We start from the raw sequence: 24,139 nt of genomic DNA, 5'->3' as shown, positions 1-24,139 counted from the left end.
CATCTGTCGTTATCCGTTCACGCGGTCAAAGAACGCGAAAAATCACGCAGTTGCGCCAGCCAGCGTTCAATCGCCCGCCGCGCAACGATGGCCTGCTTCGCATCGCTTGGAATTAATTGAATCGACTGTCCGGCCTGTAGCTGTCCGAGCCGCCATAAATCTTCCTCAATCACGCAGGCGATTTTGGGGTATCCGCCTGCCGTATTGGCGTCGCTTAACTGAATGATCGGTTCCCCGGCGGGGGGAACCTGCACAATGCCGGGGATCAGCCCGTACGAGCGCATCTCAATGGTGCGCGAAGGGTAAATCGGTTCTCCGGAAAGCCGGTAGCCGGTACGGTTGCTTTGTCTGGAAATTTGCCAGGATTGCTGCCAGAAACGCGCATGATCGGCTGCGAACAGCGCATATTCGCCGGACGGAATCGCCCGCACCGGTACCACGCCATTGTTCACCGCCGGGAACGCGTCGCGCAGCGCCAGTTCAGGCGGCTCGATGCCCAACCCGCCCTGCGGCAAGGTCGCCCGGCAAGCGCCTGACGGCAAGGTGTCGCCGGCCTGCAGCGGACGCCCGTCAACGCCGCCGAACCCGCCACGCAGCGCCGTGCTGCGTGAACCTAACACCTCGGGAACCGCGATTCCGCCCGCCACGCAGAGGTAGCCGCGCGTGCCGGAACGCGGATAGCGCATCTCCAGCACCTGTCCTTTGGCAACCCGGCAGCCCCACCAGGGCGGCAGGTCAACATCATCAAGCCGCGCACGGCAATCCGCCCCCGTTAGCGCGATCGCCGTATCCTGTTGAAAACGGACGCGAAAGGGAAACATCTGCACCTCAACGGCGGCGGCGTTATCGTCATTACCCAGCAGCGCATTGCCCGCCCGCAGCGCCAGCGGATCCATCACGCCGCTCACCGACACCCCAAGGTGGCGAAAGCCAAAGCGACCCAAATCCTGCACCGTGTTCAGCGCACCCGTGCGCTCAATTTCAATCACAGCTCTATCCTTTCGGGTAAAAAACGGATGTTGTCGCCGGGCGCCATCAATGCGGGACTGGCCGCGTACGGGTCAAAGACTTCCAGCTCCGCATAGCCAATGGCGTTCCAGCCGTTGGGGCCGGTCAGCACCGATACGCCCGTCTGCGCCCCGCCAATGGTGACCGTGCCTTTTAGCATATTGAGCGACGGTACTTTTTTACGCGGCGTGGCGAGCAGCGGATCAAGGCCATGCAGATAACCGAAACCGGGGGCGCTACCCAGCGCGACAACGGTGTACTGCCCCTGATAATGGCGGCGAATCACCTCGTTTTCGCCAAAACCGGTATGACGACAGACCGCTTCCAGATCGCTTGCCAGCGCGCCGCCGTAGTGAACCGGAATTTCAATCAACTGCCCCTGCGGGTGCACTTCCTGTGCCTGTCGCCAGTATTCACGCAGCCGTTGCGGGAAGGCATCCGCCTCTTCCGGGGTACGTTTGAGCAATACCAGTAAATTGGTGACGCCGGGAATCAGCGTTTCGACGTCGTCACAGTGAGAGAGCATTTGCGCCAGTGACCAGATGCGCCGTTGGGCGGCCAGGCTAAATGCGCCTGGCGCTTCCACCAGCCAGGCCCGGCTACCCATGGTCGAGAGGGTGACATCCGCCCCCAGAGAAACCGACGCGTGTTGCTCTAACCAGGCCATAACTTATTCCAGCGGTTCAAATTTCAGATTCGACAGAGGCTGCACGCGCTCTTCGCGCACCATTTTGTATTCGGTGTTCGGCCCAATCCAGGTGTCCCAGATTTTGTCGATGGCGCCATTGTCATCCATGGTTTTCAGGCCGGTGTTGACGGCGGTAAGCAGCGCAGGTTCGTCGCGTTTCATACCCACTCCAATGGGTTCCAGCGCCATCGGTTCTTTGATCATCGCCAGTTCAATACCGTCTTTTTTCGCCTGCGAGATCATTTTGATGCCGGTCATCGTGTTGGTAACAAAGCCCACCGCCTTGTTTTGCTCAAGCGCGAGAAACGCGGAAGCCGCGTCCTGGAAGGTGACCGCTTTACCGCCTTTAATGTTGATCGACTGCTCAGAGGTAGTTCCTTTGGTCGCGCTGATGCGTTTGCCTTTGAAATACTCAAGGGTTTTATCTGCGTTCTCTTTTTTCACCAGCAGCATCTCTTTTGCCACGTAGTATGGGTCGCTGAACTGGATTTGGTTACCGCGTGTTTTCGTGTAGGCCAGGTTGGCGATCAGCACATCGGCGCGTCCGGTGGCAATCACCGCGATGCGGGCTTCTACCGATGTCGGCACCAGCGTCAGCTTCAGCCCCATTTGCTTCGCCAGCGCATTGCAGAGGTCAACATCCATTCCCACCAACTGACGTGTATTCGCATCCGGTGATGAAAAAGGCGGGACATCCGAATAAACCGCACATCTCAAATCCCCCCGGGCAGTCATGTCTGAAAGCAGGTCCGCCTTCGCCCCGACGCTGGCGAATACAAGTGGCAACGCCAGCGCGGCAGATAATTTTTTCACGGTCATGATGTTTCCCCCAAAGTATTAATTCGTTGAATACACGACTTTTATTACCAGACCCACCCAGTATGGCAGCCCGTATTCTCTGAAATATACGGGCTTTGCTTTCGACGGCATAAGAGGGAAACCGTGTTGCGAGATACACAATTTATATGACCAATATCACGCCGCATCGACAGCATCGGGTAATAAGAAAAGGTTATTCAGGCAGAGGGAAATTATCTTATCGACGCACGTTGCGGGCGTTCTAAGGTTAGGGCTCATCCACACCTGCATGTAGTAAAGGTAAGACCATGAATGCCAAACTTGGGATGTTGCTGAAAATAATGTCGGCGCTGTGCGCGACATTAATGCTGGCCTGCGTCAAAGGGCTAAACGGCGCCATACCCACCGGAGAAGTCATCTTTTTCCGCTCGTTCGTTGCGCTCTTTCCTCTGTTGCTGTGGCTGAAAATACAAGGCAGCGTCATCAACAGCATCAAAACCCACAATATCTTCGGCCATTTTATTCGCGGTTTCTCCGGTACCGGCGGCATGTATTTCAACTATCTGGCGCTGGTTTATATCTCGCTGGCCGACGCCACGGCCATCAGTTACGCCGCACCGTTATTTACCGTGCTTATGGCCGCGATGCTGCTGAAAGAGAAGGTGCGCTTTTATCGCTGGCTGGCGGTCCTGGTCGGCTTTAGCGGCATTGTGATTATGCTGTCGTCAAACCTCACGCTCGGTCACGCGTTACGGGCATCCGGCTTCACCCTTGACGACGCAGCGCTGGGGGCGGTATTTGCCCTGCTGGCCGCCGTCTGCTCCGCGACATCCAATGTGCAAATCCGCTTCTTGAATGGCGTCGAAACGCCGGGAGCGATCGTTTTTTATTTTTCGCTGATGACCACGTTGATTGGCCTCTCGACGGCCCTTTTGGGCTGGGCGCGCCCTACCGGCTGGCAGTGGGCGTTGCTGATGGGCTGCGGTTTGTTTGGCGGGCTGGCGCAAATTCTGGTCACGCTCAGTCTGCGTTATGCCGATGCCTCGCTACTCGCGCCGTTTGATTACACGACGCTGGTATGGTCTATGGTGATTGGTTATTTGTTTCTCGACAGCTTGCCCGGACACGCCACGCTTCTCGGCGCGTCTATCGTCGTCATGGCTGGGGTCTTCACCATCTGGTGCGATCAGCGCCAGCGCAAAGGGCAGATAATCCGCTCGTTATCATGATCCATCGTCACACAATACGCTTCATCCTCCGGTCCGGGTAAGCATCGCTCTACCTGGGCAAAATGATGGGCATTTAACTGGCTTCAGGGTACTTCATTGTCTGTATCCCGGTAATCCACACGACAGACTATTCAGGCATAGCCGCTGAAGAACAGCAATCAATCCAATTGGCCGTCTTCCGCTGCCTTAACCAGCGCATCAACCACGTGGCGTATTTTGGGCAGTAGCTGACGGCTTTTGGGCCATAGTGCGCTGATCGGCATTTCGCCGCCGGAATGACCAGCAAGAACCGCTTTCAACTCGCCGCGCTCCAGGTAATTACCGACCAGCCAAAGCGGCAACTGAGACAAACCACATCCGGCGAGCGTAGCGGCCAGCATCGCGTCACCGTCGGCAAATTCATGCGTAGGCGTTGGCGTATAGCGCGTTATTTGCCCGTTATTTTCCTTCAGAAGCCAGGAGATCGGCTGATTTCGGCGAAATCCCACCACACAATGGTGTTGACTCAGTTCATCCGCCGATGTGGGTTCACCGTGATTAAGCAGATAATCCGGCGAAGCACAGATGACCAGTTTCTGGGTTGTTAGCCGTCTCGCCACCAGACCACTGCTGTCGGCGAGCTCGCCAATACGGATAAGCAGGTCAATACCTTCTTCGATCGGGTCAACAAATCGCTCACTGAAGGTGACGGTCAGCGCCAGCTCAGGGTAGCTGCGGGTGATTTTAAGTAGCAGCGGAAGAATGCGCTGTCTGCCGAATGCGGCGGGTAAATCCACCCTGAGCCTGCCCGCAGGGCGGCAAATGTGAGACGTCAGCTCAGCTTCTGCCTGCTCAAGGGTATCTATTGCGCTCTGGCAACTGATCAGAAAGCGTTCGCCATCCGGCGTAAGGCTGAGACGGCGCGTGGATCGCTGGAACAGCTTCAGCCCAAGCCGATCCTCAAGGCGACTAACGCTCTTTCCCACCGCCGATTTGGTCAGGCCCAGCCGCTCAGCCGCTGCGGTAAAGCTCCCCTGCTGCGCAGTGGTAACAAAAGCAGTAATACCGCCCAGATGATCGGTTGTGCGCATACTCAATTTTCCGTTACGTGCCTCATACCCAGTCTGTGTGCATGCCTGATTGAAAGAGGACGCCGGCTGGTCCCAGGCTGAACCCGCATCACGGGATCCTTAACCTCTCACCGTGATTGTTGAATCTATGTCCACACAGAAGCGAATGAAACCCGATTTATCATGAAATAAAAAACAATCATAGTTATTTCCGGATTTATTGTGATGCCCCGAAACGAAAAATCGTCAGGCTGAGACAGTGATAAGGCATGACCGTCCCCGGTCATTTGCGGGCCAGGCCCCGATTGAATCAACAGCAGAGAACATGATGACGTCAGTAACAGGTTTTAAACACGTGGGTTTTATCACCCGCAAGAACGGTCAGAGCTTTGAAGAATTTGTGCAGCACTGGGATAAGATCCACACCGAAATTGCCCTGCGCCTGCCCGGCTTAAAAGGGTATGTGCTGAATCCTATCGATCGTGAAAAATACCCAGAGTCACCGGTAGACGGCTTTTCAGAACTGTGGTTTGACTCAATCGAAGCGGCTGTTGCCGCCTTCAATTCGCCTATCGGTAAAGAAGCTTTTGAGGATGTCCCGAATTTTGCCGATCACGTTGCCGTCACTTACATTACCGAAATTAAAAAATGCTGAAATACAAAGGATTTTTACCTGAAAGCGTTTGATGTAAGAGGCAAAGACGAAACCGCGCCATCAGAATGACTGAATTGAATACCACGTTTGCAAGCCGCTGTCGAAAGACAGCGGGTTACCCTCGCCCTCTCATCTATACCCGCCCGGTAAAAACGCCTACCAGCTCCGCATCCTGTTTCCCGGTTTATTGATGGCTGCTGTCAGCTACGGATCACCTCCAACCAACGGGTCACCGTTTCTGTCGTTTTTCTTTCCTGATCGCATTCAATAACCAGCGGTTTTTCTCGTTTGGCTCGCGATATATGGCCGCAGGCGCTATCCCGAACCTTCGACAAAAATAGCTAACCGGCCGTTTTCGCTACACGAGTGGTCAACGCAATTACCGCGCTGATCGCGGTAAACAAGGCGATAATCCAGGCCATCGTCCACGGCGTGCCGTCCCCCGACAGGGCAAGCAGCAAGGAGGAAATAATGCCGCTACCGTATTGTAGCGAGCCGATTAATGCCGACGCGGAACCCGCAATGTTTGGCACGGTATCAAGCGCGGCGGCGGTCGATGTTGCAGCGATAATCCCGTTCATCGCAAAGAAAACAAACACCGAGGCCACAATCAGGGTCATCCCGCCGATATTGAGTTTCGTGCCTAACGCAAGAACGAGTGAGGCGGCGGTAGCGATCAGCACGGCAAATTTAAGCAACTTCTCAAGCGGATAACGTTGAACCAAACGGCGGTTCACGATACTCATTCCCACCACACCGACAATATTCAGCGCAAATAACCAGCCGTAATGTTGTGGATCGATACCGAAGTAAGTGATGTAGACAAAGGCTGACCCGGTAATAAAAGCGTAGGCGGCGACATAATAGGACGTCAGGCACAGGGTGAAGCGCATAAAAGCGGTATTCGTCAGCAATGCATAATAGTTGTGAAAGGCGCTGGATAAAGAAGCCTTTACGCGTTTGTCTTCGGCTAACGTTTCAGGCAGCCAATATAATGAAATGAACATGAGCAGGCCAATCACCGCCAGCAGCCAGAAAATCGAGTGCCATGACGTCACTTTGATCAATTGCCCGCCGAGCAGCGGCCCGGCAATCGGCGCAATCGCCATAATGATGATTAGCGTAGAGAGCATTTGCGCGGCCCGGATACGGCTAAATAGATCGCGGATCATCGCACGAGCCAGCATCGGCCCAGTGCATGCACCCAGCGCCTGAAAGATACGCCAGAAAACAATCTGCGAAATAGTCGTTGAAAGTGCGCAGCCCACGGAGCCGATGATAAATAGCGCCATACCAATAAACAGCGGCGTCCGTCGCCCCCAGTGGTCGCTTAATGGCCCCCAAATCAGCTGTGCGATGCAAAAGCCGATTAAAAAGCCAGTAATGGTCAGTTCCACATCACCCTGTAAATCCTTCCCCATGATCGGCATGGCAGGCAGGTAAATATCTGTCGATAAAGAAGTAAACGCCATCAGGGCGCTAAGAATGGCAATAAAAAATAGCTCTGGGATTTTTTTCGATCGCATCTGGGGTTGAGTCATATCCGTCATGTAAGCGTAAATTCTTTGCGCTATATTACCGGCATTGAACCCGATGATAATCATACGCTACAGAATGGCTTTATGAATAAGACTCATGAATCAGGCATTACTGAGCAGCCCTGGCATCCAGGATAATAAAAGATGGCGCTATGACCACAAATTACAGGCCCAGTGAATTTAGAATTCCGAAACAAGGCCGCGGATCATAGCGCAATAATACTTAAACGGAGATTGACTGAACAATACCCCTCCACATCGAATAGATATATAAGGAGTATTTACTACCTCAACACGGCCCGCTACCAGCCGCAAACATTAGTTTCCTCGTCTGACTCGTAGCCTCGCACAATATTAATCAGTTCTTTGACGGCATCGGCGGCAATAGCCGGGTCTTTCAGTTCAGAAAGAGCAGCGAAATCTTTATCTACTGACACGCCATTATTTTGATTGGTAACGGTCAGCACAAAATCTTTACCCTTTTGACTTGTTTCCGACAGTTCGTCGATCAGCGCGGCAACCGCCTGAGCCGCGACGTCCGGCACATATAAAGACATGGGTTTCAAAAAAATCTTTTCTTTTTTTTCACTATTATCGCGATTAGCTATCGCTAAGGAATACCCTTTATTTTCGCTTTCCATTATTAACACCTCAGCCTTCGATCAAAATTTTTGGATCGACATAAAAATCAACGTTGAATAGCGTATCATCAGATAATGCTTCTATTCGGTGCCATTTTTCGGGCGGGAATACGCCAAACTGCCCGGCTTCTATCGTCAAGGTGTCAACAGGATCAGGGCTTGTCTCATCAGCGTAACCATAATAACGGATAGCCCCTTGCATCACGCATAAACGCGGGTAAACGCCCTGGCGGGTACCCGCATCCAGGTGTCGCTGCCAAATAGACGCAGGCGCAGTGTCCCTGGTCCAAAAAGGTGTTGTTCGTGTATGAACATAATTAGCAGGTATTACGATTCGTTGCATGTTTTAACCTCATTTTTCCCAGTTTAAAAGTGATGGGAGGATAAAGTCATATGATGCATATCATATACCTCTTTTTGGGTTTGTGGATTATTTTTTTCCGATCTATTTTTCACAGCAGCGCAACACGCATACCCCGTAAATACTCAATTGTGGTTATTGTTAAAGACAAGCTGGAAGAGTAGAAATGGACGCCATCTAAGCCTTCACATAATGGGTTCCATGCTGAAATGAAGAAGAATGTGAAATTAAGTTCATTTTATTACGGCTTCCCGGTTTTTCTTGTCACCACGACAGACAGCCGTAACGGAAATACCAATATCGCCCCCGTCTCCTCTTCGATCTCTCTTGGCGATAAAATTATTATCGGGGTCAGCAAAGGCAGCAAGACGCACAGCAACCTAATATCGGGGTCCGATGCGGTCATCAATATCCCTGATTCTACGCTTTGGGAAAAAGTGGAAGAAATCGGTAAGCTGACAGGTGGAGATACGTTATCTGAAAGCCAAATCAAATGGGGCGTTCAGGTATGTCACGATAAATTCGCCAGAACCGGGCTTCACATGGAAGAATCAGCCGGAATTGCACCACCGCGCGTAGTTGAATGCCCAATTCAGGCGGAATGCAAAACAGTAAGCACAACGGACAAAGGGCGTTTTATACTCGTTGAGCTTGATATTCTGAATATCTGGGTGGAAAGCCATCTATTGGGTCACAACGACACCATTGATTCGTCAAAATGGAAGCCGTTGATATATAACTTCCGCGAGTACGATACCACTGGCGATGCGCTAGGCTTTAATTTTAAATACGGTCACTAACCATGGCGCATTACCCCGACCAGACGCTATCAATGCCGCGCGCTGGTCGGGGATCTTCCGTCAGGAAATAAACTTCACGCCTTGCTTTAATACGATATCACACGCTTTGGCTTTGACTTTTTCCGCCAGCGGGGTATTGCCCAACGTACTCAGGTTTACCTGTTTCCCCTCCCCCGTATTCAGCAGGCCGGCCAACCCTTGCACATAATCGGTCTGTTTCTGCTGCTCCTGTTGCGAGCTCAGGCCCAGTTTATTCAGCAACTGGTTTTTGACATTTTCGGTGTTTGTCGCCGAAACCAGCTTCTGTTTCAGGCAATATTGCAGGATACCCGCCGCATTGTTCATGCTGCCGGCGCTCAACGACTGAGTTTCGCCATTAAGCAAGCCGGTCAGCCCACTCAGGTTGCCGGATGAAGCGCCGTTCTGGCTTAACTGGCTGGCAGCGCTGGAAAGGGAATCCTGCCAGCCGGCCGCCTGAACGTAACTCGCTGCCGTTATCAGAGCGGCCACACCCACGATGTTCACTGCACGTTTGATTAATGTCATAACACGCTTACTCTTTTGTGATCGAAAACTGCGATGCAGTATACCTTCGCAGCCATCAGGCACCATCCGATAAAACCGAAATCGCCCGCTGAAACAGCGCCATGATTATCCGATGCACGGTTTTCGCAATTCGGCACGCCAGCGCCGGTCCCATGCACATAATCGCTCCCCTTCATTACTGCACGGTGTTGCGCATTTCAATCGACTGAGAAATGGTGTGCAGTAAATCCGGTATATCCATCTTAGGTAAAACCACCTCGATAAACGACAGGCGATGTTCTCCCTCAATGTCGGCCAGAACCTGAGCCAGTTGGTCTGGCGTACGGGTTTGCTTGATGAACACCTTGCCTTCATCGCAGCCAAGCGCCATCGGAAGCTGCGTCCAGTTCCAGGCCGCGATGTCGTTATAGCGCTGTTTCGGGCCGTGTATCGCCCGTTCGACGGTATAGCCCTGATTATTCAGCACAAACACCACCATGCTGAGTTCGTTGCGAATAATCGAACCGAGCTCCTGCACGGTAAGCTGGAGAGAGCCGTCGCCAATCAGCAGGATGACCCGGCGATCGGGTGAGGCGGTCTTGGCGCCAAGCGCGGCGGGCAACGTGTAGCCTATCGATCCCCATAACGGCTGGGCAATAAACTGGCACCCCTGCGGCAGCGTGAGCATCGCCGCCCCGAAGCAGGAGGTTCCCTGCTCGGCCACGATGATGTCGCCGGGGCGAATGAAATGCTGAATTTGCAGCCAGAACTCGCGTTGGTCCAGTCGGTTTTTCGCCTGCGGGGAAGGCAGCGCCGGCGGCGTAATAAAGCCGGGGTTCCAGCGGGCCGCTTGCGCCGCGGTGATCGTTTCCAGCGCGTCAATCGCCTTCAGCATCGGAACGGCAGGAAACGTCTGATGCCCTACCCGTGCGAACGTCGGCTGAATATCAATGTTTTTTTCCGCGGGAATTCGGTGGCTGAACCCGGCGGTAATGGTATCGACAAACAGAACGCCGACGCTGATGATGACGTCAGCGTCTTCAATGCGCGACCTGACGCTTTCACTGCTGCCGCCCCCGGCATACGTGCCGATAAAGCACGGATGCTGCTCATTCAGCGTGCCTTTTCCCATCAGCAAGGTTGAATGCGGTAACGGCACACGCTCCAGCCAGCGTTGTAAGGCAGCCGACGCGCCAAAGCGGTGCGCCAGAAAATCCGCGAGCAGCGAAACCGTCCCGGCGCGGTCCAGCAGCGCGGTTGCCGCCGCGATGAACGCGTTCAGCGAAGCCTCATCGCACCAGGGGTCCGGCAGAGCCAGCGGAGAGGGGCGATCGTCGGTTGGCGCCGCAGCCACGTCTAACGGCAAAAACAAATAGACCGGACGGCGAAGCCTGAGCGCGGCGCTAACAACCCGATCGATTTCTGCCGTGGCGTTGTCGACGGTCAGGCTGGCGCTGACTGCGGTGACTTCGGCCGCCATGCGCAGAAAGTGGCGGAAATCGCCATCCCCCAGCGTATGGTGCATGCGTTCGCCTTTTTGTTGCGACTGTTGTCTCGGCGCCGCCGCGATATGAATGACGGGAACGTATTCGGCATAGCTGCCGGCAATACCGTTAATCGCGCTCAATTCTCCAACGCCGAACGTCGTCAGTAATGCCGCGGCGGATTTGCAGCGGGCGTAGCCATCGGCGGCATAGGCGGCATTGAGTTCATTGGCGCAACCTACCCAGGAAATAGCGGGATGGCTGATGACATGATCAAGAAATTGCAAATTGTAGTCACCGGGAACGCCAAAAAGATGCTGAATACCACTCTGCGCCAGACGATCCAATAAATAATCGCCAATTGTATAGTTTCTATTCGTCACGTTATCTTCTCCATGTTGTTCGTCCTGTTTACTGGAAAGTATTAACGATCAGATAAAAACTTCTCATATTTTTATTGCATGAGATGAATAAGACACGCTAAATATCGGATATTATGTCGTAAAAAATCACGACGGAAATTACTTTAACGTAAAAAATACATAGCCACACGGAGTAGCATTTATGACCAAAGCGGTTAAACGCAGAGACTTATATATCACTAATATTTACTGTTATCCCTCTACTAATTAGTCGCCACCCGGTTATTACCGCCGACTGGCAACGCTCCCCTTCCCCAGAGGAATAATGCAGATTCACTGTTTATCTTTTATTTTCGATCAAACGGAACATAATATTCCACCTCAAAATAGTCTTTATCCATCCCGCCTTGCGCGTCTTTCCTGCAATGAATAACCTCCAGATCGCCGCCATTCATGCGGGTATAAGACCGGCCGGGTAAAATATGATGGTAGATCGTCTTCAAAAACGATGTATATTCCTCCACATCTCCGGAAAACAGAAAGCGCAAATAGCGCTCTGTCGCGGCCGGCATTTGCCTGTAGTCATTATCAGCATCGACGCTATTGTACGGGTCGACGGCGCTAATATGGTATTCCATTCGCACATGGCGGTTAACCCGATTGGCATCCGGAATAAAGGTTGAAAAAGAATAGATCACCACCTCCGGTCCGCTATATCGACGACAGGTCTGTTCCCATAGTTTTATTCTTTGCGGAATATCGCTTGCCGAAATAAAGTCATCAATACTTTGGGTATGCTCAAAAAAGGAGGTGTTAGCCGGTCTGGCAGGTAAATCAACCACTTCGGGAATCGGCAGCCAGTCCACGCTAGCGTCTAATGACGGTTGCAGGCCGGTGAAATCCCAACGTAAAGCTTTACGATAATGCCCGGGCGACATCCCAAAATGTTTTTTAAAGGTACGGGTAAATGACTGCTGGGAATCAAAACAGTAACGTAGCGCCACGTCCTGAATGGTTTGATTGGTCAGCTTTAGCTCGACTGCAGCCCTGCTCAACCGCCGGCTGCGAATATACGACCCCAGCGAAACGCCGGTTTCTTTCTTGAATATGCGCTGCAAATGCCATTTGCTGTAGCCCGACTTCGCGGTGACGTCATTGATCATCAGCGGGCTTTCAAGATGGCTCTCTATCCAGCCAATTAGATCGGCGGTAAATCTCATCATGGACGGCATCGTTGATAACATCATGGCAGAACCCCCTTGCTGAACATCAGAAACATCGAAACTCACGCCGATAACGAACCTGCACCGGCATTAATTCACCCATCGGCGCCGCCGCAGACTAATGCCCGGCGGCGGCCGGCCCTGTTTTGGTAAACGGCGGTCTGGCGAACCAGATGATCACCACCAGCCCCATAAACCCCCAGCCCAGCAGATGGAAATAATCGATGGTGGACGCCATCCACGCCTGCTGCTGCACGGTTTTGTCCAACTGCGCCAGCGTGGTCTGACTGATGCCGCCCATCCGATTGAGGTAATCCACCGCCGCCGGGTTGTAGACGGAGACGCTTTCGCTCAGCACCGCGTGGTGATAGATCTCGCGATGCGACCAGATCCAGGTGGTGAGCGACGACGCAAAACTGCCGCCCAGCACGCGCAGAAAGGTCGCCAGCCCGGAACCTTCCGCCACATCCTTGCCGTGCAGGCTCGACAGCAAAATGGAGGTCAGCGGCACAAAGAAGAACGCTACGCCAATCCCCATAAACAGCTGTACGCCGGCCACCGTCATGAAATCGACGTCGATGGTGAACTGGGCGCGCATCAGGCACGACAGCCCCATGATCACAAACGACAACGTGGCGAGCAGGCGCAAATCGACCCGGTTACCGTAACGGCCGATAATCGGCGTGAGCAGCATCGGCAACATGCCCATCGGCGCGGCCGCCAGTCCTGCCCAGGTCGAGGTGTATCCCATCCAGGTTTGCAGCCACTGGGGCAAAATCACATTGATGGCGAAAAACGCGGCGTAGCCGAACATCAGCGATAGTGTGCCGATAGTGAAATTCCGATCGGCAAACAGCCTCAGGTTGACCAGCGGGTCGCGCTCTCCCAGCTCCCAGAGCACAAAGGACACCAGCGCGATGGCGGAAATCACTGACATCGTCACGATATCCGAAGAGGCAAACCAGTCCAGGTCGTTGCCTTTATCCAGCACCACCTGCAGCAGGCCGACCCCGAGAACCAGCAGGCCAATGCCGACGTAATCGACGCGAGCGCGCTCCGTCGAGTCCTGCCAGTCGCGCAGCTGCGCCATCACCACCCCGGCGGCGAACAGGCCGATCGGCACGTTGATGTAAAAAATCCACGGCCAGGCGTAGTTGTCGGTGATCCACCCGCCGGTAATCGGGCCGACAATCGGCCCCACCACCGTCACCATCGCCAGTAACGCCAGCGCCATGTTGCGGCGCGATGGCGGGAAAATCATCAGCAGCAGCGTCTGGCACATGGGGTACATCGGCCCGGCGAAAAAGCCCTGCAAAGCCCGGAAAACAATCAGTTCCGTCATGCTGCGCGAGAAGCCGCACAGAAAAGAGGCCAGGCTGAACAGCAGCACCGAAACGACAAACAACCGCCGTTGACCGACGATACGCGCAAGCCAGCCGGTCAGCGGCAGAGAAATGGCGTTACACACGGCGAACGACGTAATCACCCAGGTGCTCTGATCCGAACTGACGCCGAGGTTGCCGGCAATCGTCGGCAGCGACACGTTGGCGATGGTGGAATCCAGCACCTGCATGAAGGTCGCCAGCGATATCGCCAGCGTCGCCAGCCCCGGATTCGGCGGCGTAAAGGCGGCTTTATCGTTCATCACCGCCGCCTTAGCCACGCGAGCTCGTCAACGGCTGACTGTTGTCGCGAAGAATTTTCGCCACCAGTTTATCGGCCTGCAGGAGCGGATCGTCGTACACATCGGTGCGATAGCGCGGCGCACTGTTCGGCGCGGCCGGCAGCAGTTCGCCCTGGGTGTTGTGCAGATCCACGCTAGCCAGCATCGACAGGCCGATACGCAGCGGGCGCTGTTTCAATCCTTCCGGGTCCAGCGCGATGCGCACCGGCAGACGCTGCACGATCTTAATCCAGTTGCCGCTGGCGTTCTGCGCCGGCAGCAGCGAGAACGCACTGCCGGTGCCGATCCCCAGGCTCTGAATGGTGCCGTGGTATACCGTTTTGTCGCCATAGATATCCGCCGTCAGGGTCACCGGCTGCCCCAGCCGCATTTGCAGCATCTGGCTTTCCTTGAAATTGGCGTCCACCCATACCTGATCGAGCGGCACGATCGTCATCAGGGTCGCGCCGGAACTGACGCGCATCCCGACCTGAACCGCGCGTTTGGCGACATAGCCGCTGACCGGCGCGACGATGGCGCTGCGCGCCCAGTCCAGATATTTACTGCGCAGATCCGCCACCGCGTTTTTAATGTCGGGATGGTCGTCCAGCACGGTATTATCGACCATCGCCTGATTGGTGCGCAGCGCCTGTTCGGCCGCATCCAGCGCGCTGCGGGCGCTGTTGACCGCATCCTGATAATGCGCCAAATCCTCGGCGGAAATAGCGCCCTTCGCCACCAGCCCTTTGCGGCGGTTATAGTCGCCAATCGCCTGTTGCAGCGCCACCTGTCTGGACGCGACCTGCGCCTGATAGTTATCAACGGTGCTATACAGGCCGCGCACCTGACGCACGGCGCTAGCCAACTGCGCTTCCGATTGCTGCAACGCGATGAGGGTATCGCTCGGGCTGAGTTGCACCAGCAACTGCCCTTTTTCCACATAGTCGCCGTCGTCCACGCTGACCTGGGTTACGGTACCGCCGACCTGCGGCGTCAGCGTGATCAGATTGCCGCCCACATAAGCATTGTCGGTGGTTTCGTAAAAACGCAGGTAAAGCTGGTAATAGGCCCCGCCGCCGGCCGCGGCCAGCAGCAACACCAGCAGCAGGATGGCGAATTGACGTTTACGGCGGCCGTTGCGCGGTGCCGATGGCGTGGAGGAGGTATCCATGTAAGTCGTGGCCTTTGTTATTGTGGGTAGGTTAAGTGAGGGGAATAACGCGCTATCACGTCATCCGGCAACATCTTGATAAGCAGCCGCATCAGCTGCTCCGCTTCCTGATGAGTCAGGCGCGCAGTGGTTTGCGCCAGCACAATCCGCATCCCCTCCTGCTCGAAATGCTGGCAGATCGCCTGCCCTTTTTCGGTCAGCGCCAGAATCACCTGACGTTTGTCGTTGGGATGAGGCTGCCGCAAAATCAGCTCCCGCTTCACCATCCGTTCAATCATGCGACTGAGCGCGCCGCCGTCCATCATCACGTTTTTGCTCACATCCACCGGGCTGGTGAAGCCTTTATAGATACTGATCAAGACCTTGAACTGGTGCGCGGTGATGTCGCTGTCGGCAAAATAGTCATTCAGCAGGTTATCTTTGAACTGGTTTGCCAGGTGGATCAGCAAGCCAATCGGGTAAAGCGTGTCATTGACGGTATTGTTCATCACATAAAAACCTGACTAGGCATTAATTGAAAATGAAATTAATGCCTAGTCAGTAAAATGTCAATATCGATTCTTATTCACGCACATTCTCCCCACCGAAACGCCAACGCGGCGTGCCGAAGCGGCGATGCCCGGTCCGGTGATTCTCTGGCAGGGTAATTCTCTGGCAAAGTGAGCCGTGGCGCTGCCGGCGTGCAGGCGTCATGCGGCCGACATAACGCCATCACGCGTTAGCGAAAGGTCATGACCGCTTGCAGCAGCGATGCTGAGTATGGATGGGAAACCGTGGATAAATCGTTAACGGCGCAGGTTTCAACGATTTCGCCTTCGCGGAAAAAAATCACGTTATTGCACAGGTACGCCGCCGCCTGTATATCATGCGTAATAAACAGGCAGGAAAGGTTAAACCGCTTTCTCAGGTCGATGAGCAGATCCAGAATCTGCACCTGCGAGGACACATCCAGCGCGCTGATGGCTTCATCCAGAATCAGCAGTTGCGGATGCGTCGCCACCGCCCGGCAAATACAGACGCGCTGAATCTGGCCGCCCGACAATTCATGGACATAACGCCCGCTGAATTCCGGCGCTAACCCGGCCAGTGCTAATAATTCGGTTATTCGGCGATCCCGCCCGGCCCGGCCGGTGGTTTTCTGCAGCAGCAGCGGTTCGGACAGCGCCTGATACACCGTCATCAGCGGATTAATCGACGACGTATAATCCTGAAACACGGCGCTAATGCGGCGCCTTCTGTTTTCGGGGGAAAAGACCGGCTCGCCCGCCAATAATATTGCCCCCCGGTCGGGCCGTTCCAGCCCGCTAATCAGGCGAGCCAGCGTACTTTTTCCGCCGCCGCTTTCGCCGATAACGCCGAGACAATCGCCGTGCTCAAGCGAGAACGAGACATTTTTTATCACCGTGCGTTTTCTTTTCGAGAAAAACTGTCCGCGGTTTTCCCAATAGCTTTTTTCAACCTGCCGAACCTCAAGCAACATGCGTCATTTCCCCATCACCTGATTGAATGCCAGACTGAGTCGTCTGCGGGTATCAATCAGGCCGCGCGTATAATCCTGTTCGGGGTGGGCGAATACCCGTTCGGTTTCACCCTGCTCAACGATCCGGCCGTCTTTCATCACCACCACATACTGCGCCAGCGCCCTGACCAGCGCCAGGTCATGAGAGGCGAACAGCATGGCGCTATGACTGCTTTTTTGCAGGCGGATAAACTGCTGCACGATGTGATACTGGGTAATGCCGTCAAGCGAGGTGGTCGGTTCATCCGCAATAATCAACGCCGGTTGCGACGCCAGCGCGATGGCGATCATCACGCGTTGCAGCATCCCGCCGGACAACTGATGAGGATATTTAGCCAGTAATTCGGCCGCATCACGCAGCCCGACGTTTTCCAGCATCTCTTTCGCGCGGGCCCGGCGCTGCGCGCGCGTTAACGGGGTATGCCGTTTCAGGGTTTCATCAAGATGGTTGCCCACCGTATACAGCGGATCAAACGCGCTGACGGCATCCTGCATGATCAGCGCGATCTGTTTGCCGCGAATGGTCAGCCACGCGTTGGACGAGAGACGTTGCAAATCGCAACCGCGGAAAACCGTTTCGCCGCTGACGCGCAGCCAGGGCGGCAACAAGCCGAGCACGCTTCGGCATAACAGGCTTTTTCCACCCCCGCTCTCTCCCACGACAGCCGTACAGCAGCGTTCATGCAGCGTCAGGGTAATATCGTTGAGCAGGATGCGGCCTTTTCGCGTATCGGCAACCGAGAGCCGGTTAATCTCCAGCAATACCGGCGGCGTCATCGTGGTTCACGCTTCACAGCTTCTGCGCGGCTGGCATAACCAGTGGGATCCAGCGCGTCGCGCAAAAAATCGCCGACCACATGGCAGGCGGCGACCACCACGGCAATGGCGATGCCGGCGGGCAACATTTGTATCGGGTGAGTCAGCATGACGTTTTTCGCCTCGCTGAGCATATTGCCCCATTCCGGCAGCGGCGGCTGAGCGCCCAGCCCCAGAAAAGAGAGCGCGGAAATCATCAATATCACGCTGCCGATATCCGCGGAAGCCAGAATAACCAGGTCGGCGGCGGCGGCCGGCAATAAGTGCCTGCGCATGACATAGGCGGAAGGCGCGGCAATAACACGCGCGTAATTGACATAGTTTTTACTGCCGTACCGCAGCGTCATCCCTCTGACCATTCGCGCATACCAGGCCCATTTCGCCAGCACCACCGCCAGCAGGATATTTTGCATCCCCGGCCCGATAATCCCCACGATGGCGAAAATCATCACTTCGCCGGGAAAAGAGAGCATGGCGTCGCAAGCGCGCATCAAAAACCCGTCGATTCTACCTTTGCAATAGCCGGCGATCAGGCCGACGATAGCGCCGGTCAGCACGGTCAACATCATGGCCGCTACGCTATAAAACACCGTGGTTCTCACGCCAAAGACCAGACGCGAAAACACACACCGGCCCAGGTTATCCGTGCCGAGCGGATAGAGCAGGCTGGCGCCCTGATACTTATGCCTGACCGACGTCAACGCCGGATCATGCGGAGCGATATACGGCGCGAAGACACCGAAAATCAACACCGTCAGCAGCAACAGACAACACAGCAAAGCCAGTCGATCCTGCGTTATTTTTTTTCCGATATTCCACGCCATGATTAGCGTTCACCCTTGATGCGCGGGTCAAGTTTGACCTGCAACACGTCGGTCAAAAAATTAAACCCCTGGAACAGTAGCGCCATCAGCAACATGTAGGCTTGAATCATCGGATAGTCACGATTGAAGATGGCGGAAAGGCACAAGCGGCCGACGCCGGGCCAGGCAAAGATATTTTCGATCACCACCGTGCCGGCAATGAGTTTCGGAATGCTCATGCCTATCGCCACCAACGCCGCGTGCAGCGAGTTCACCAGCACATGTTTACCGATAATCAACGGCGCAGGCAGCCCCCTCGCTCTGGCGTACAACACGTAGTTTTGCTGCAAATTACCGATCATGCTGCCCCTGATCAGGCGGATATAGGTGCCGATGTATCCCAGCATCAACGTGCATGACGGCAAAATGACCGATCGTTCTTCCTGCATACCGCCGACCGGAAACAGGTCCATGTTGACCGCCAGTCCCCACATCAACAGCAAACCAATCCAGTAATTGGGGATGGCGACCGTCAGGAAAACCACGCTGCGGACCCCTTTATCGAACGGGGTATTTTCGGTTACCGCGCAGGCGATGCCCAACGTCAGCGACAGCGTGACGATCATCAACAGCGACACCGCGGCCAGATACAGCGTGGCGGGCAGCGCCTGCATAAACTCATGCCACACCGGCTGTCGGGTGATGAACGAGGTGCCGAAATCAAGGTGCAGCACCTGCCAGAGCCATAATAAATAGCGCTGGAGAAAAGGCCGATCCAGCCCTAACTCATGACGCATCAGTTGCACCGCCGCGTCGGTCGGCACGATGTCATTCACGCGCAAGGCCACTTCGGCCGGGTCGGAAGGCGCCAGATTCAGCAGCGAAAAAGCCAGAAACGACATCACCACGGCCAGCGGCGCCGTCATGAATAATCGTTTGATGAAATAAGCACGCATCAGATTCATTTTCCTCTGCATTGCCCCGGCGGGGATATCGCCCGGCGCTCAGAAATGCATGTTCTCAAAGGGAATCTCATACTGTGATGAGTTAAACGCCACCCCTTTCAGCCTGGGCGAATAGATGGCTTTGGTTCTTGAATAGGTCAGCGGGATATACACCGCTTCATCGGTCAGCAAGGTGAATAATTGTGCATAGCGATCCTGACGCTGTTTTTCATTCGGCGTCAGCAATATTTCGCCAATCAGGTTATCGATGTCCGGCTTGCGGCGTAATCCCTTCTGCGCCTGATAATCCGCATGGGCGGGAAGACGAAACGACGAAATATACGAAGCCGGGTCGTAAGGCGTTCCCCATGACAACGAATATTGCAGGTCAAAGTCGCCCGATTTTTGACGGTCCAGAAAAGCCTGCTTTTCTTCTCCCAGAATAGTCAGCTGCACGCCGACTCGCTTCAGGTCATCCTGAATCAGCTCGGCAATTTCCCTTTCCGCCGCGTTATTGCGGTTATAGGACAGCATCAGCGCCAGCGCCTTGCCCTGCTTTTCCCGCACCGTTTTTCCCACCGCCAGATGCCAGCCGGCCGCCTCCAGCAAGGTGCCTGCCTGCTGCGGATTAAACCGATAAACCGGCAAATCGATATCACAATAGGGCACACGGCGGGACAGCAGAGTATCGGCAACGCTCTCGCTATTGCCCATAATCCCGCTGGCGATCGCCGCTTTATCGATCGCGTACTGCAACGCCTGACGCACCGCTTTATCCCCGGTAATGGGACGAGCGCTATTCAGCGCCAGCGCGCGGGAGGCAACCGGCGGGCTCATCAACGTCTGGTATTTTCCCGAGGCCTGCAGCGCGGCGAAGCTGTCCATATCCAGCATATCGCCGTCGGCGCCGAAGATGAGCTGGACCGTTTCTTTTTGCAACGCCATCAGCATGGACTGCCGATCGGGCATCACGCGCCACACGACGCTATCAAGACGCGGCCGGGTTCCCCAGTAATCGGGGTTGGCGACAAACCGCGCGTATTGATTAGGTTTATGCTCCGCCAGCACCCAGGGGCCGGTTCCCACATAACCCGTTATCCCGTCTTTGGTTTTACCGCCGATAAACGCCCGGGGCGACACAAAACGGAACGGTCTGGTCAGCCCCAATTCGATTAGCGTCGGGTAATAAGGATGTTTAAGCGTGATGTCGACGCGGTAACGCTCCAGCACGGTGACCTTATCGATCTGCTGCACCAGTTCAAGCCAGGCATGGCGCTGATAATTGTCCAGCACCGCGTCAATGTTCTGTTTGACGACATCGGCCGTCAGCGGCTCGCCATCGGTAAACCGAACATCGCGGCGTAAATTGAAAATATAGTGTTTGCCATCGGGAGATATCGTCCAGCTTTCCGCCAGCCAGGGTTTCACCCCGTCGGGGGTATTGATGACCAGCGATTCAAACACCATATTCTGGGCGGCCATTTCGCCGGCGTAGAGATGAGGATTAATATCACGAATATCTTTGGTGCTGGCGTACGCCAGTTGATTCTCAGTCGCGCCGGCGCACGCCGGGAATATGCCGGAGAACCAACACAGTATTAGCCCCACCAGCGTTATTGGCCGTATCCTAAACATCACCCTCACCCTGAAAATAAACAAGAAACGCCAACGCGCCTGCATCTTGAATTATGACGGGCATAGCCGTTTTATTTTTCCGCAACAACCATAAACATCGGCGTAGACGCGTAATTAATTTTCTCTTCGTCATCCCATAGGTTTTCGGCAATATTTTCATCGATGAAAACCTGATTAAAACCGCACGCCAGCAGGGTATGTCGATCCCACTCCGGGCGTATTTCCCGGCTCAACGGCAGTGCTCTGGCAATATTCTCCATCGCTACCGTGTCCGTGTTTGCATAGTGGTCATTAATCTTCAGACGGCGAGCATTCTGTCGATCGCGCAAATAGCCGTCACGCGCGTCGGCATTAAAAAGATGCGCGTACCAATTGGCATCGAAATTAATCAACCGACCGCCGGGCGCTAATACCCGCCGCCATTCCTGATAGGCGGCCAGCGGTTGTTTCAGATTCCAGGTGACATTGCGCGTCACCAGCACATCGAAATGATTATCGGGAAACGGCAACGTATGAACATCCGCCGTCGCTAATGTGATGTCGACGCCATAATAATCGGCATTATTTTTAGCCTGCGCCAGCATGGCGGGCGTGGCATCCACTGCGGTAACGCGATGCCCCGCCATCGCCAGCGTGACGGCGAAAAAACCCGGCCCGGTGCCGACGTCCAGTATCGTTAATACCGGCTTTTTCGGGGCGTGATGTAAAATAACGTTCTGCCATAACAGGCGTTTGCCGCCGGTTAATTCAGCGACATTAACATCGTTATATCCTTGCGCCCTTTTGCTCCAGTAATGCTTTACCTCATTGAGTAAACCATCACACGTAATATCATCCGTTAATAGTGTCACAACAGGTAGCCCTATTATTACGACAAGTGAATCTCACCCAGAAAAAGCTGCGACTGCGTTCCGCCTTTATTTAATTACGCCCTACGCGCAGAAAGAAATAGTACACCGTGAAAGAAAGGCATACCCGCCCCGCGTATGAACTTTTATAAAAATCTCATACTTCATTGAGGTAGATCATGAAAGCCAATACGCGCCAACGCCGGCAAATGCGACTACCGGCGCGGCTAACGGCAATGATTTAGCGCCTATCCCAATAGGCTCTTATTGGGTGAGCGCGTCTGGCGCAATATCCATGTGGCGCAGCACGTCGCCCATGATGTGGCCGAAGACCGGGCCGGCGACCGACCCGCCGAAGTGTTTGCCGGCGTCGGGATGGTTGATCATCACCACCAGCGCCACCCGTGGCTGACTGGCCGGCGCCACCCCGGCGGTGTAGTTGACGTAACCGCCGTCGTATTTGCCGTCGGGCCCCATTTTCTCGGCCGTACCGGTTTTAATCGCCAGACGATAGCCGGGAACGGCGGCCGTTACCCCGCTGCCGCCGGGCAGAGCATCGCTCTCCATCATATGTACCACCGTCCTCGCCACATCCTCGTCGATCACCCGGGTGCCGAGCACCGGCGGCGTCACTTTGGTGATGGAAACCGGACGGAAGACGCCGAATGACCCAATCGTGGCGTACTCGCGCGCAATCTGCAGCGGCGTGACGCGCAGCCCGTAGCCGAATGAAAAGGTCGCGCGTTCAATGTCGGACCAGCGCTCACGATGCAGCGGAAAATAGCCGCTGGTTTCACCCTCGATCCCCAATCCGCTGGCAACGCCGAGCCCAAAGCGATGATAGAGATCGACCAGCACGCTTGCCGGCATCGCCAGTGCGATATGCGACACCCCGATATCGCTGGATTTTTGCAAAATGCCGGTGATGGTCAGCCGGCTCCAGTGCCCGACGTCTTTAATCAGGTGTCCGTTGACCGGATAAGGCGTGGTGTCGATGACCGAATCGGGCCGGATCAGATGACGTTGCAGCCCCGCCATCACCACCAGCGGTTTGACGGTCGACCCCGGCTCGAAGCTGTCCGACATCGCCACATTCCGCATGTTCTTCTGCGGCTCGCCTTCATAATTATTGGGGTTGTAGGACGGGTAGCTGGCCATACCGAGAATCTCCCCGGTGTTGACGTCAATCAGCACCGCGGCCCCGGAATCGGCCTTGTTCAGTTGCACGCCGTCACGCAGGTGCGAATAGAGAACGAACTGCAGATAACTGTCGATGCTCAGGGTCAGCGTCGGCGCCTGCTGCGCCGGATCGTCGGCCATCAGGCTGACCACGTTGCCGTAACGATCTTTGCGGTAAACCCGCAATCCCGGCTTGCCCAGCAGCAGCTTGTTGAAACTCCGTTCAATGCCGTCCAGCCCCTGCCCATCCAGCCCGACGATGCCGATAAGGTTGGATACCGCATCGCTCATCGGGTAGTAGCGGCTGGCATCGGCCGGGGTCGAGATGCCGCCGATATGCAATTGACGCACGTAATCAGCTATCCCAGCTTCGACCCGGCGTCCGATATAAAGAAAGTGACGGTGCGCATTCTCCTGAATCTTGTCTTTAATGGCGCTGAGCGGCAGCGATAACGCGGTAGATAGCGCGTTCCACTGCGCACCGGCCAGCGTCGGGTCGCTCTCCAGCACATGAATCGGATCGGCCACCACGTCATTGGAGGCCACGCTGACCGCCAGCGGATGACCGTTGCGATCGGTGATGCTGCCGCGCAGCGGTTGCATCACCAATTCACGTAGTGAACGCTGATTGGCTTCTTTCTCAAGTTGCAGGCTGGCCACTACCTGCAAATACCCGACGCGGGCCATCAACAGCACCAGGCAGACACTGATACCGACACACAATAAAACAAAGCGACCCTGAAAATAGGTCACACCCACACCTGTAGAATGTCTTTTGAGCATAAACCGCGCCAACTGAAATGAGGCTGTGTCCGCAGTGAAATCATCACCAACGATTGTCACGCCGCATTAGCGGACGCAGCCCAGAGTAAAAATACCGATTGATCGTGTGGCCGCACTATAAATGACATCGGCAAACGGTACAGAAGCAGGAAACATCCCTACGTAATTCATTAATCATTGAAATGAAAGATACAGATGAAAACAAACGCTGCCGGAAAAGCATACGCTGCCTCAACGCCGTACCCGCACAACATCCCTGGTTCCCGGCGGCCCGGTTTGCCATGTTACGCGCCTGCATACCGAGTACTAACAATTGCTTTACTTATTAATCCTCACGGTTAAATAGCTACTATCTATCACAATATTCATGTAATTCGATTTCATCTCTGACCAGACGCTGACTAAGATGAATAGTGA

23 protein-coding genes and 1 pseudogene are annotated in these 24,139 nt (G+C 54.8%); 3 read left to right on the top strand and 21 right to left on the bottom strand.

Going from position 1 to position 24,139, the window contains the following annotated elements; genetic code table 11:
• Positions 1–17: 17 nt before the first annotated feature.
• Genes CPA59_RS07505 through CPA59_RS07495 form a run of 3 tightly spaced genes read right to left on the bottom strand, consistent with a single transcriptional unit; the run spans position 18 to position 2,515 of the window.
• On the bottom strand, positions 18–989 hold the full coding sequence (locus CPA59_RS07505; RefSeq protein ID WP_107758984.1) for a biotin-dependent carboxyltransferase family protein: 972 nt from the start codon (positions 987–989) through the stop codon (positions 18–20).
• A complete protein-coding gene (gene pxpB, locus CPA59_RS07500; RefSeq protein ID WP_038660285.1) occupies positions 986–1,675 on the bottom strand; it encodes a 5-oxoprolinase subunit PxpB in 690 nt (229 codons plus the stop codon). The genes CPA59_RS07505 and pxpB overlap by 4 nt, the downstream gene beginning before the upstream one ends.
• A gap of 3 nt (positions 1,676–1,678) precedes the next feature.
• Positions 1,679–2,515: a transporter substrate-binding domain-containing protein gene (locus CPA59_RS07495; RefSeq protein ID WP_100849255.1), complete on the bottom strand. Its 837-nt coding sequence runs from the start codon at positions 2,513–2,515 to the stop codon at positions 1,679–1,681.
• Positions 2,516–2,802: 287 nt separating this feature from the next.
• Between CPA59_RS07495 and CPA59_RS07490 the strand changes: the two genes are divergently transcribed.
• Positions 2,803–3,723: a DMT family transporter gene (locus CPA59_RS07490; protein WP_038918470.1), complete on the top strand. Its 921-nt coding sequence runs from the start codon at positions 2,803–2,805 to the stop codon at positions 3,721–3,723.
• A gap of 158 nt (positions 3,724–3,881) precedes the next feature.
• On the opposite strand, the gene CPA59_RS07485 is transcribed toward CPA59_RS07490, so the two are convergent.
• Positions 3,882–4,793, bottom strand: coding sequence for a LysR family transcriptional regulator (locus CPA59_RS07485; RefSeq protein WP_100849254.1), 912 nt, complete (start codon positions 4,791–4,793; stop codon positions 3,882–3,884).
• Positions 4,794–5,100: 307 nt separating this feature from the next.
• On the opposite strand from CPA59_RS07485, the gene CPA59_RS07480 reads away from it, so the two are divergent.
• Positions 5,101–5,427 (top strand): EthD family reductase, encoded by a 327-nt coding sequence (locus CPA59_RS07480; RefSeq protein ID WP_107760776.1) that lies wholly within the window; start codon positions 5,101–5,103, stop codon positions 5,425–5,427.
• Between the two features lie 200 nt (positions 5,428–5,627).
• On the opposite strand, the pseudogene CPA59_RS23105 reads toward CPA59_RS07480, so the two are convergent.
• The 4 genes and pseudogenes from CPA59_RS23105 to CPA59_RS07460 form a co-directional block, all read right to left on the bottom strand.
• A pseudogene (locus tag CPA59_RS23105) lies at positions 5,628–5,726 on the bottom strand (flavodoxin); the annotation flags it as partial.
• A 42-nt stretch (positions 5,727–5,768) separates the two neighbouring features.
• Positions 5,769–6,968 (bottom strand): multidrug effflux MFS transporter, encoded by a 1,200-nt coding sequence (locus tag CPA59_RS07470; RefSeq protein WP_174213763.1) that lies wholly within the window; start codon positions 6,966–6,968, stop codon positions 5,769–5,771.
• Positions 6,969–7,267: 299 nt separating this feature from the next.
• Positions 7,268–7,606, bottom strand: coding sequence for a DUF1869 domain-containing protein (locus tag CPA59_RS07465; protein WP_038918468.1), 339 nt, complete (start codon positions 7,604–7,606; stop codon positions 7,268–7,270).
• Between the two features lie 10 nt (positions 7,607–7,616).
• The gene (locus CPA59_RS07460) at positions 7,617–7,949 is read right to left on the bottom strand and encodes a DUF1971 domain-containing protein (RefSeq protein WP_071605183.1); all 333 of its coding nucleotides are present in this window, start codon (positions 7,947–7,949) and stop codon (positions 7,617–7,619) included.
• Between the two features lie 227 nt (positions 7,950–8,176).
• Between CPA59_RS07460 and CPA59_RS07455 the strand changes: the two genes are divergently transcribed.
• On the top strand, positions 8,177–8,767 hold the full coding sequence (locus CPA59_RS07455; protein ID WP_038918466.1) for a flavin reductase family protein: 591 nt from the start codon (positions 8,177–8,179) through the stop codon (positions 8,765–8,767).
• A 60-nt stretch (positions 8,768–8,827) separates the two neighbouring features.
• Here CPA59_RS07455 and CPA59_RS07450 read toward each other — a convergent pair whose 3' ends face one another.
• From CPA59_RS07450 to ftsI, 13 genes are all read right to left on the bottom strand, one after another.
• Positions 8,828–9,313: a DUF2501 domain-containing protein gene (locus tag CPA59_RS07450; RefSeq protein WP_038918465.1), complete on the bottom strand. Its 486-nt coding sequence runs from the start codon at positions 9,311–9,313 to the stop codon at positions 8,828–8,830.
• A gap of 175 nt (positions 9,314–9,488) precedes the next feature.
• The gene (locus tag CPA59_RS07445; RefSeq protein ID WP_107758983.1) at positions 9,489–11,159 is read right to left on the bottom strand and encodes an alpha-keto acid decarboxylase family protein; all 1,671 of its coding nucleotides are present in this window, start codon (positions 11,157–11,159) and stop codon (positions 9,489–9,491) included.
• Between the two features lie 326 nt (positions 11,160–11,485).
• On the bottom strand, positions 11,486–12,385 hold the full coding sequence (locus CPA59_RS07440) for a helix-turn-helix domain-containing protein (protein WP_049842687.1): 900 nt from the start codon (positions 12,383–12,385) through the stop codon (positions 11,486–11,488).
• A 94-nt stretch (positions 12,386–12,479) separates the two neighbouring features.
• The gene (locus CPA59_RS07435) at positions 12,480–14,006 is read right to left on the bottom strand and encodes a DHA2 family efflux MFS transporter permease subunit (RefSeq protein ID WP_107758982.1); all 1,527 of its coding nucleotides are present in this window, start codon (positions 14,004–14,006) and stop codon (positions 12,480–12,482) included.
• 10 nt (positions 14,007–14,016) lie between these two features.
• Entirely contained in the window at positions 14,017–15,195 is a 1,179-nt protein-coding gene (locus CPA59_RS07430; protein WP_107758981.1) for an HlyD family efflux transporter periplasmic adaptor subunit, read from the bottom strand.
• A 17-nt stretch (positions 15,196–15,212) separates the two neighbouring features.
• Positions 15,213–15,683 (bottom strand): MarR family transcriptional regulator, encoded by a 471-nt coding sequence (locus CPA59_RS07425; RefSeq protein WP_038918460.1) that lies wholly within the window; start codon positions 15,681–15,683, stop codon positions 15,213–15,215.
• A 230-nt stretch (positions 15,684–15,913) separates the two neighbouring features.
• Positions 15,914–16,675 carry an ABC transporter ATP-binding protein gene (locus CPA59_RS07420; RefSeq protein ID WP_107758980.1) on the bottom strand — a complete coding sequence of 254 codons (762 nt, stop codon included), beginning with the start codon at positions 16,673–16,675 and terminating at the stop codon, positions 15,914–15,916.
• Positions 16,676–16,678: 3 nt separating this feature from the next.
• Positions 16,679–17,491: an ABC transporter ATP-binding protein gene (locus CPA59_RS07415; protein ID WP_107758979.1), complete on the bottom strand. Its 813-nt coding sequence runs from the start codon at positions 17,489–17,491 to the stop codon at positions 16,679–16,681.
• Positions 17,488–18,354, bottom strand: a complete 867-nt coding sequence (gene opp1C, locus CPA59_RS07410; RefSeq protein WP_107758978.1) for a nickel/cobalt ABC transporter permease — start codon at positions 18,352–18,354, stop codon at positions 17,488–17,490. The genes CPA59_RS07415 and opp1C overlap by 4 nt, the downstream gene beginning before the upstream one ends.
• A 2-nt stretch (positions 18,355–18,356) precedes the next feature.
• Positions 18,357–19,289, bottom strand: coding sequence for a nickel/cobalt ABC transporter permease (gene opp1B / locus CPA59_RS07405; protein WP_107760774.1), 933 nt, complete (start codon positions 19,287–19,289; stop codon positions 18,357–18,359).
• 48 nt (positions 19,290–19,337) lie between these two features.
• On the bottom strand, positions 19,338–20,912 hold the full coding sequence (gene nikA, locus CPA59_RS07400; protein ID WP_174213733.1) for a nickel ABC transporter substrate-binding protein: 1,575 nt from the start codon (positions 20,910–20,912) through the stop codon (positions 19,338–19,340).
• A 71-nt stretch (positions 20,913–20,983) separates the two neighbouring features.
• Positions 20,984–21,763: a class I SAM-dependent methyltransferase gene (locus CPA59_RS07395; protein ID WP_038918455.1), complete on the bottom strand. Its 780-nt coding sequence runs from the start codon at positions 21,761–21,763 to the stop codon at positions 20,984–20,986.
• 261 nt (positions 21,764–22,024) lie between these two features.
• Positions 22,025–23,722, bottom strand: a complete 1,698-nt coding sequence (gene ftsI / locus CPA59_RS07390) for a peptidoglycan glycosyltransferase FtsI (protein ID WP_049842689.1) — start codon at positions 23,720–23,722, stop codon at positions 22,025–22,027.
• Positions 23,723–24,139 lie beyond the last annotated feature (417 nt).

The sequence above is a fragment of the Dickeya sp. Secpp 1600 genome, from assembly GCF_003049805.1.
Classification (GTDB): Bacteria; Pseudomonadota; Gammaproteobacteria; order Enterobacterales; family Enterobacteriaceae; genus Dickeya; species Dickeya fangzhongdai.
Note: the sequence above shows the minus strand (reverse complement) of the source record. Positions and strands in the feature narration are given on the sequence as shown.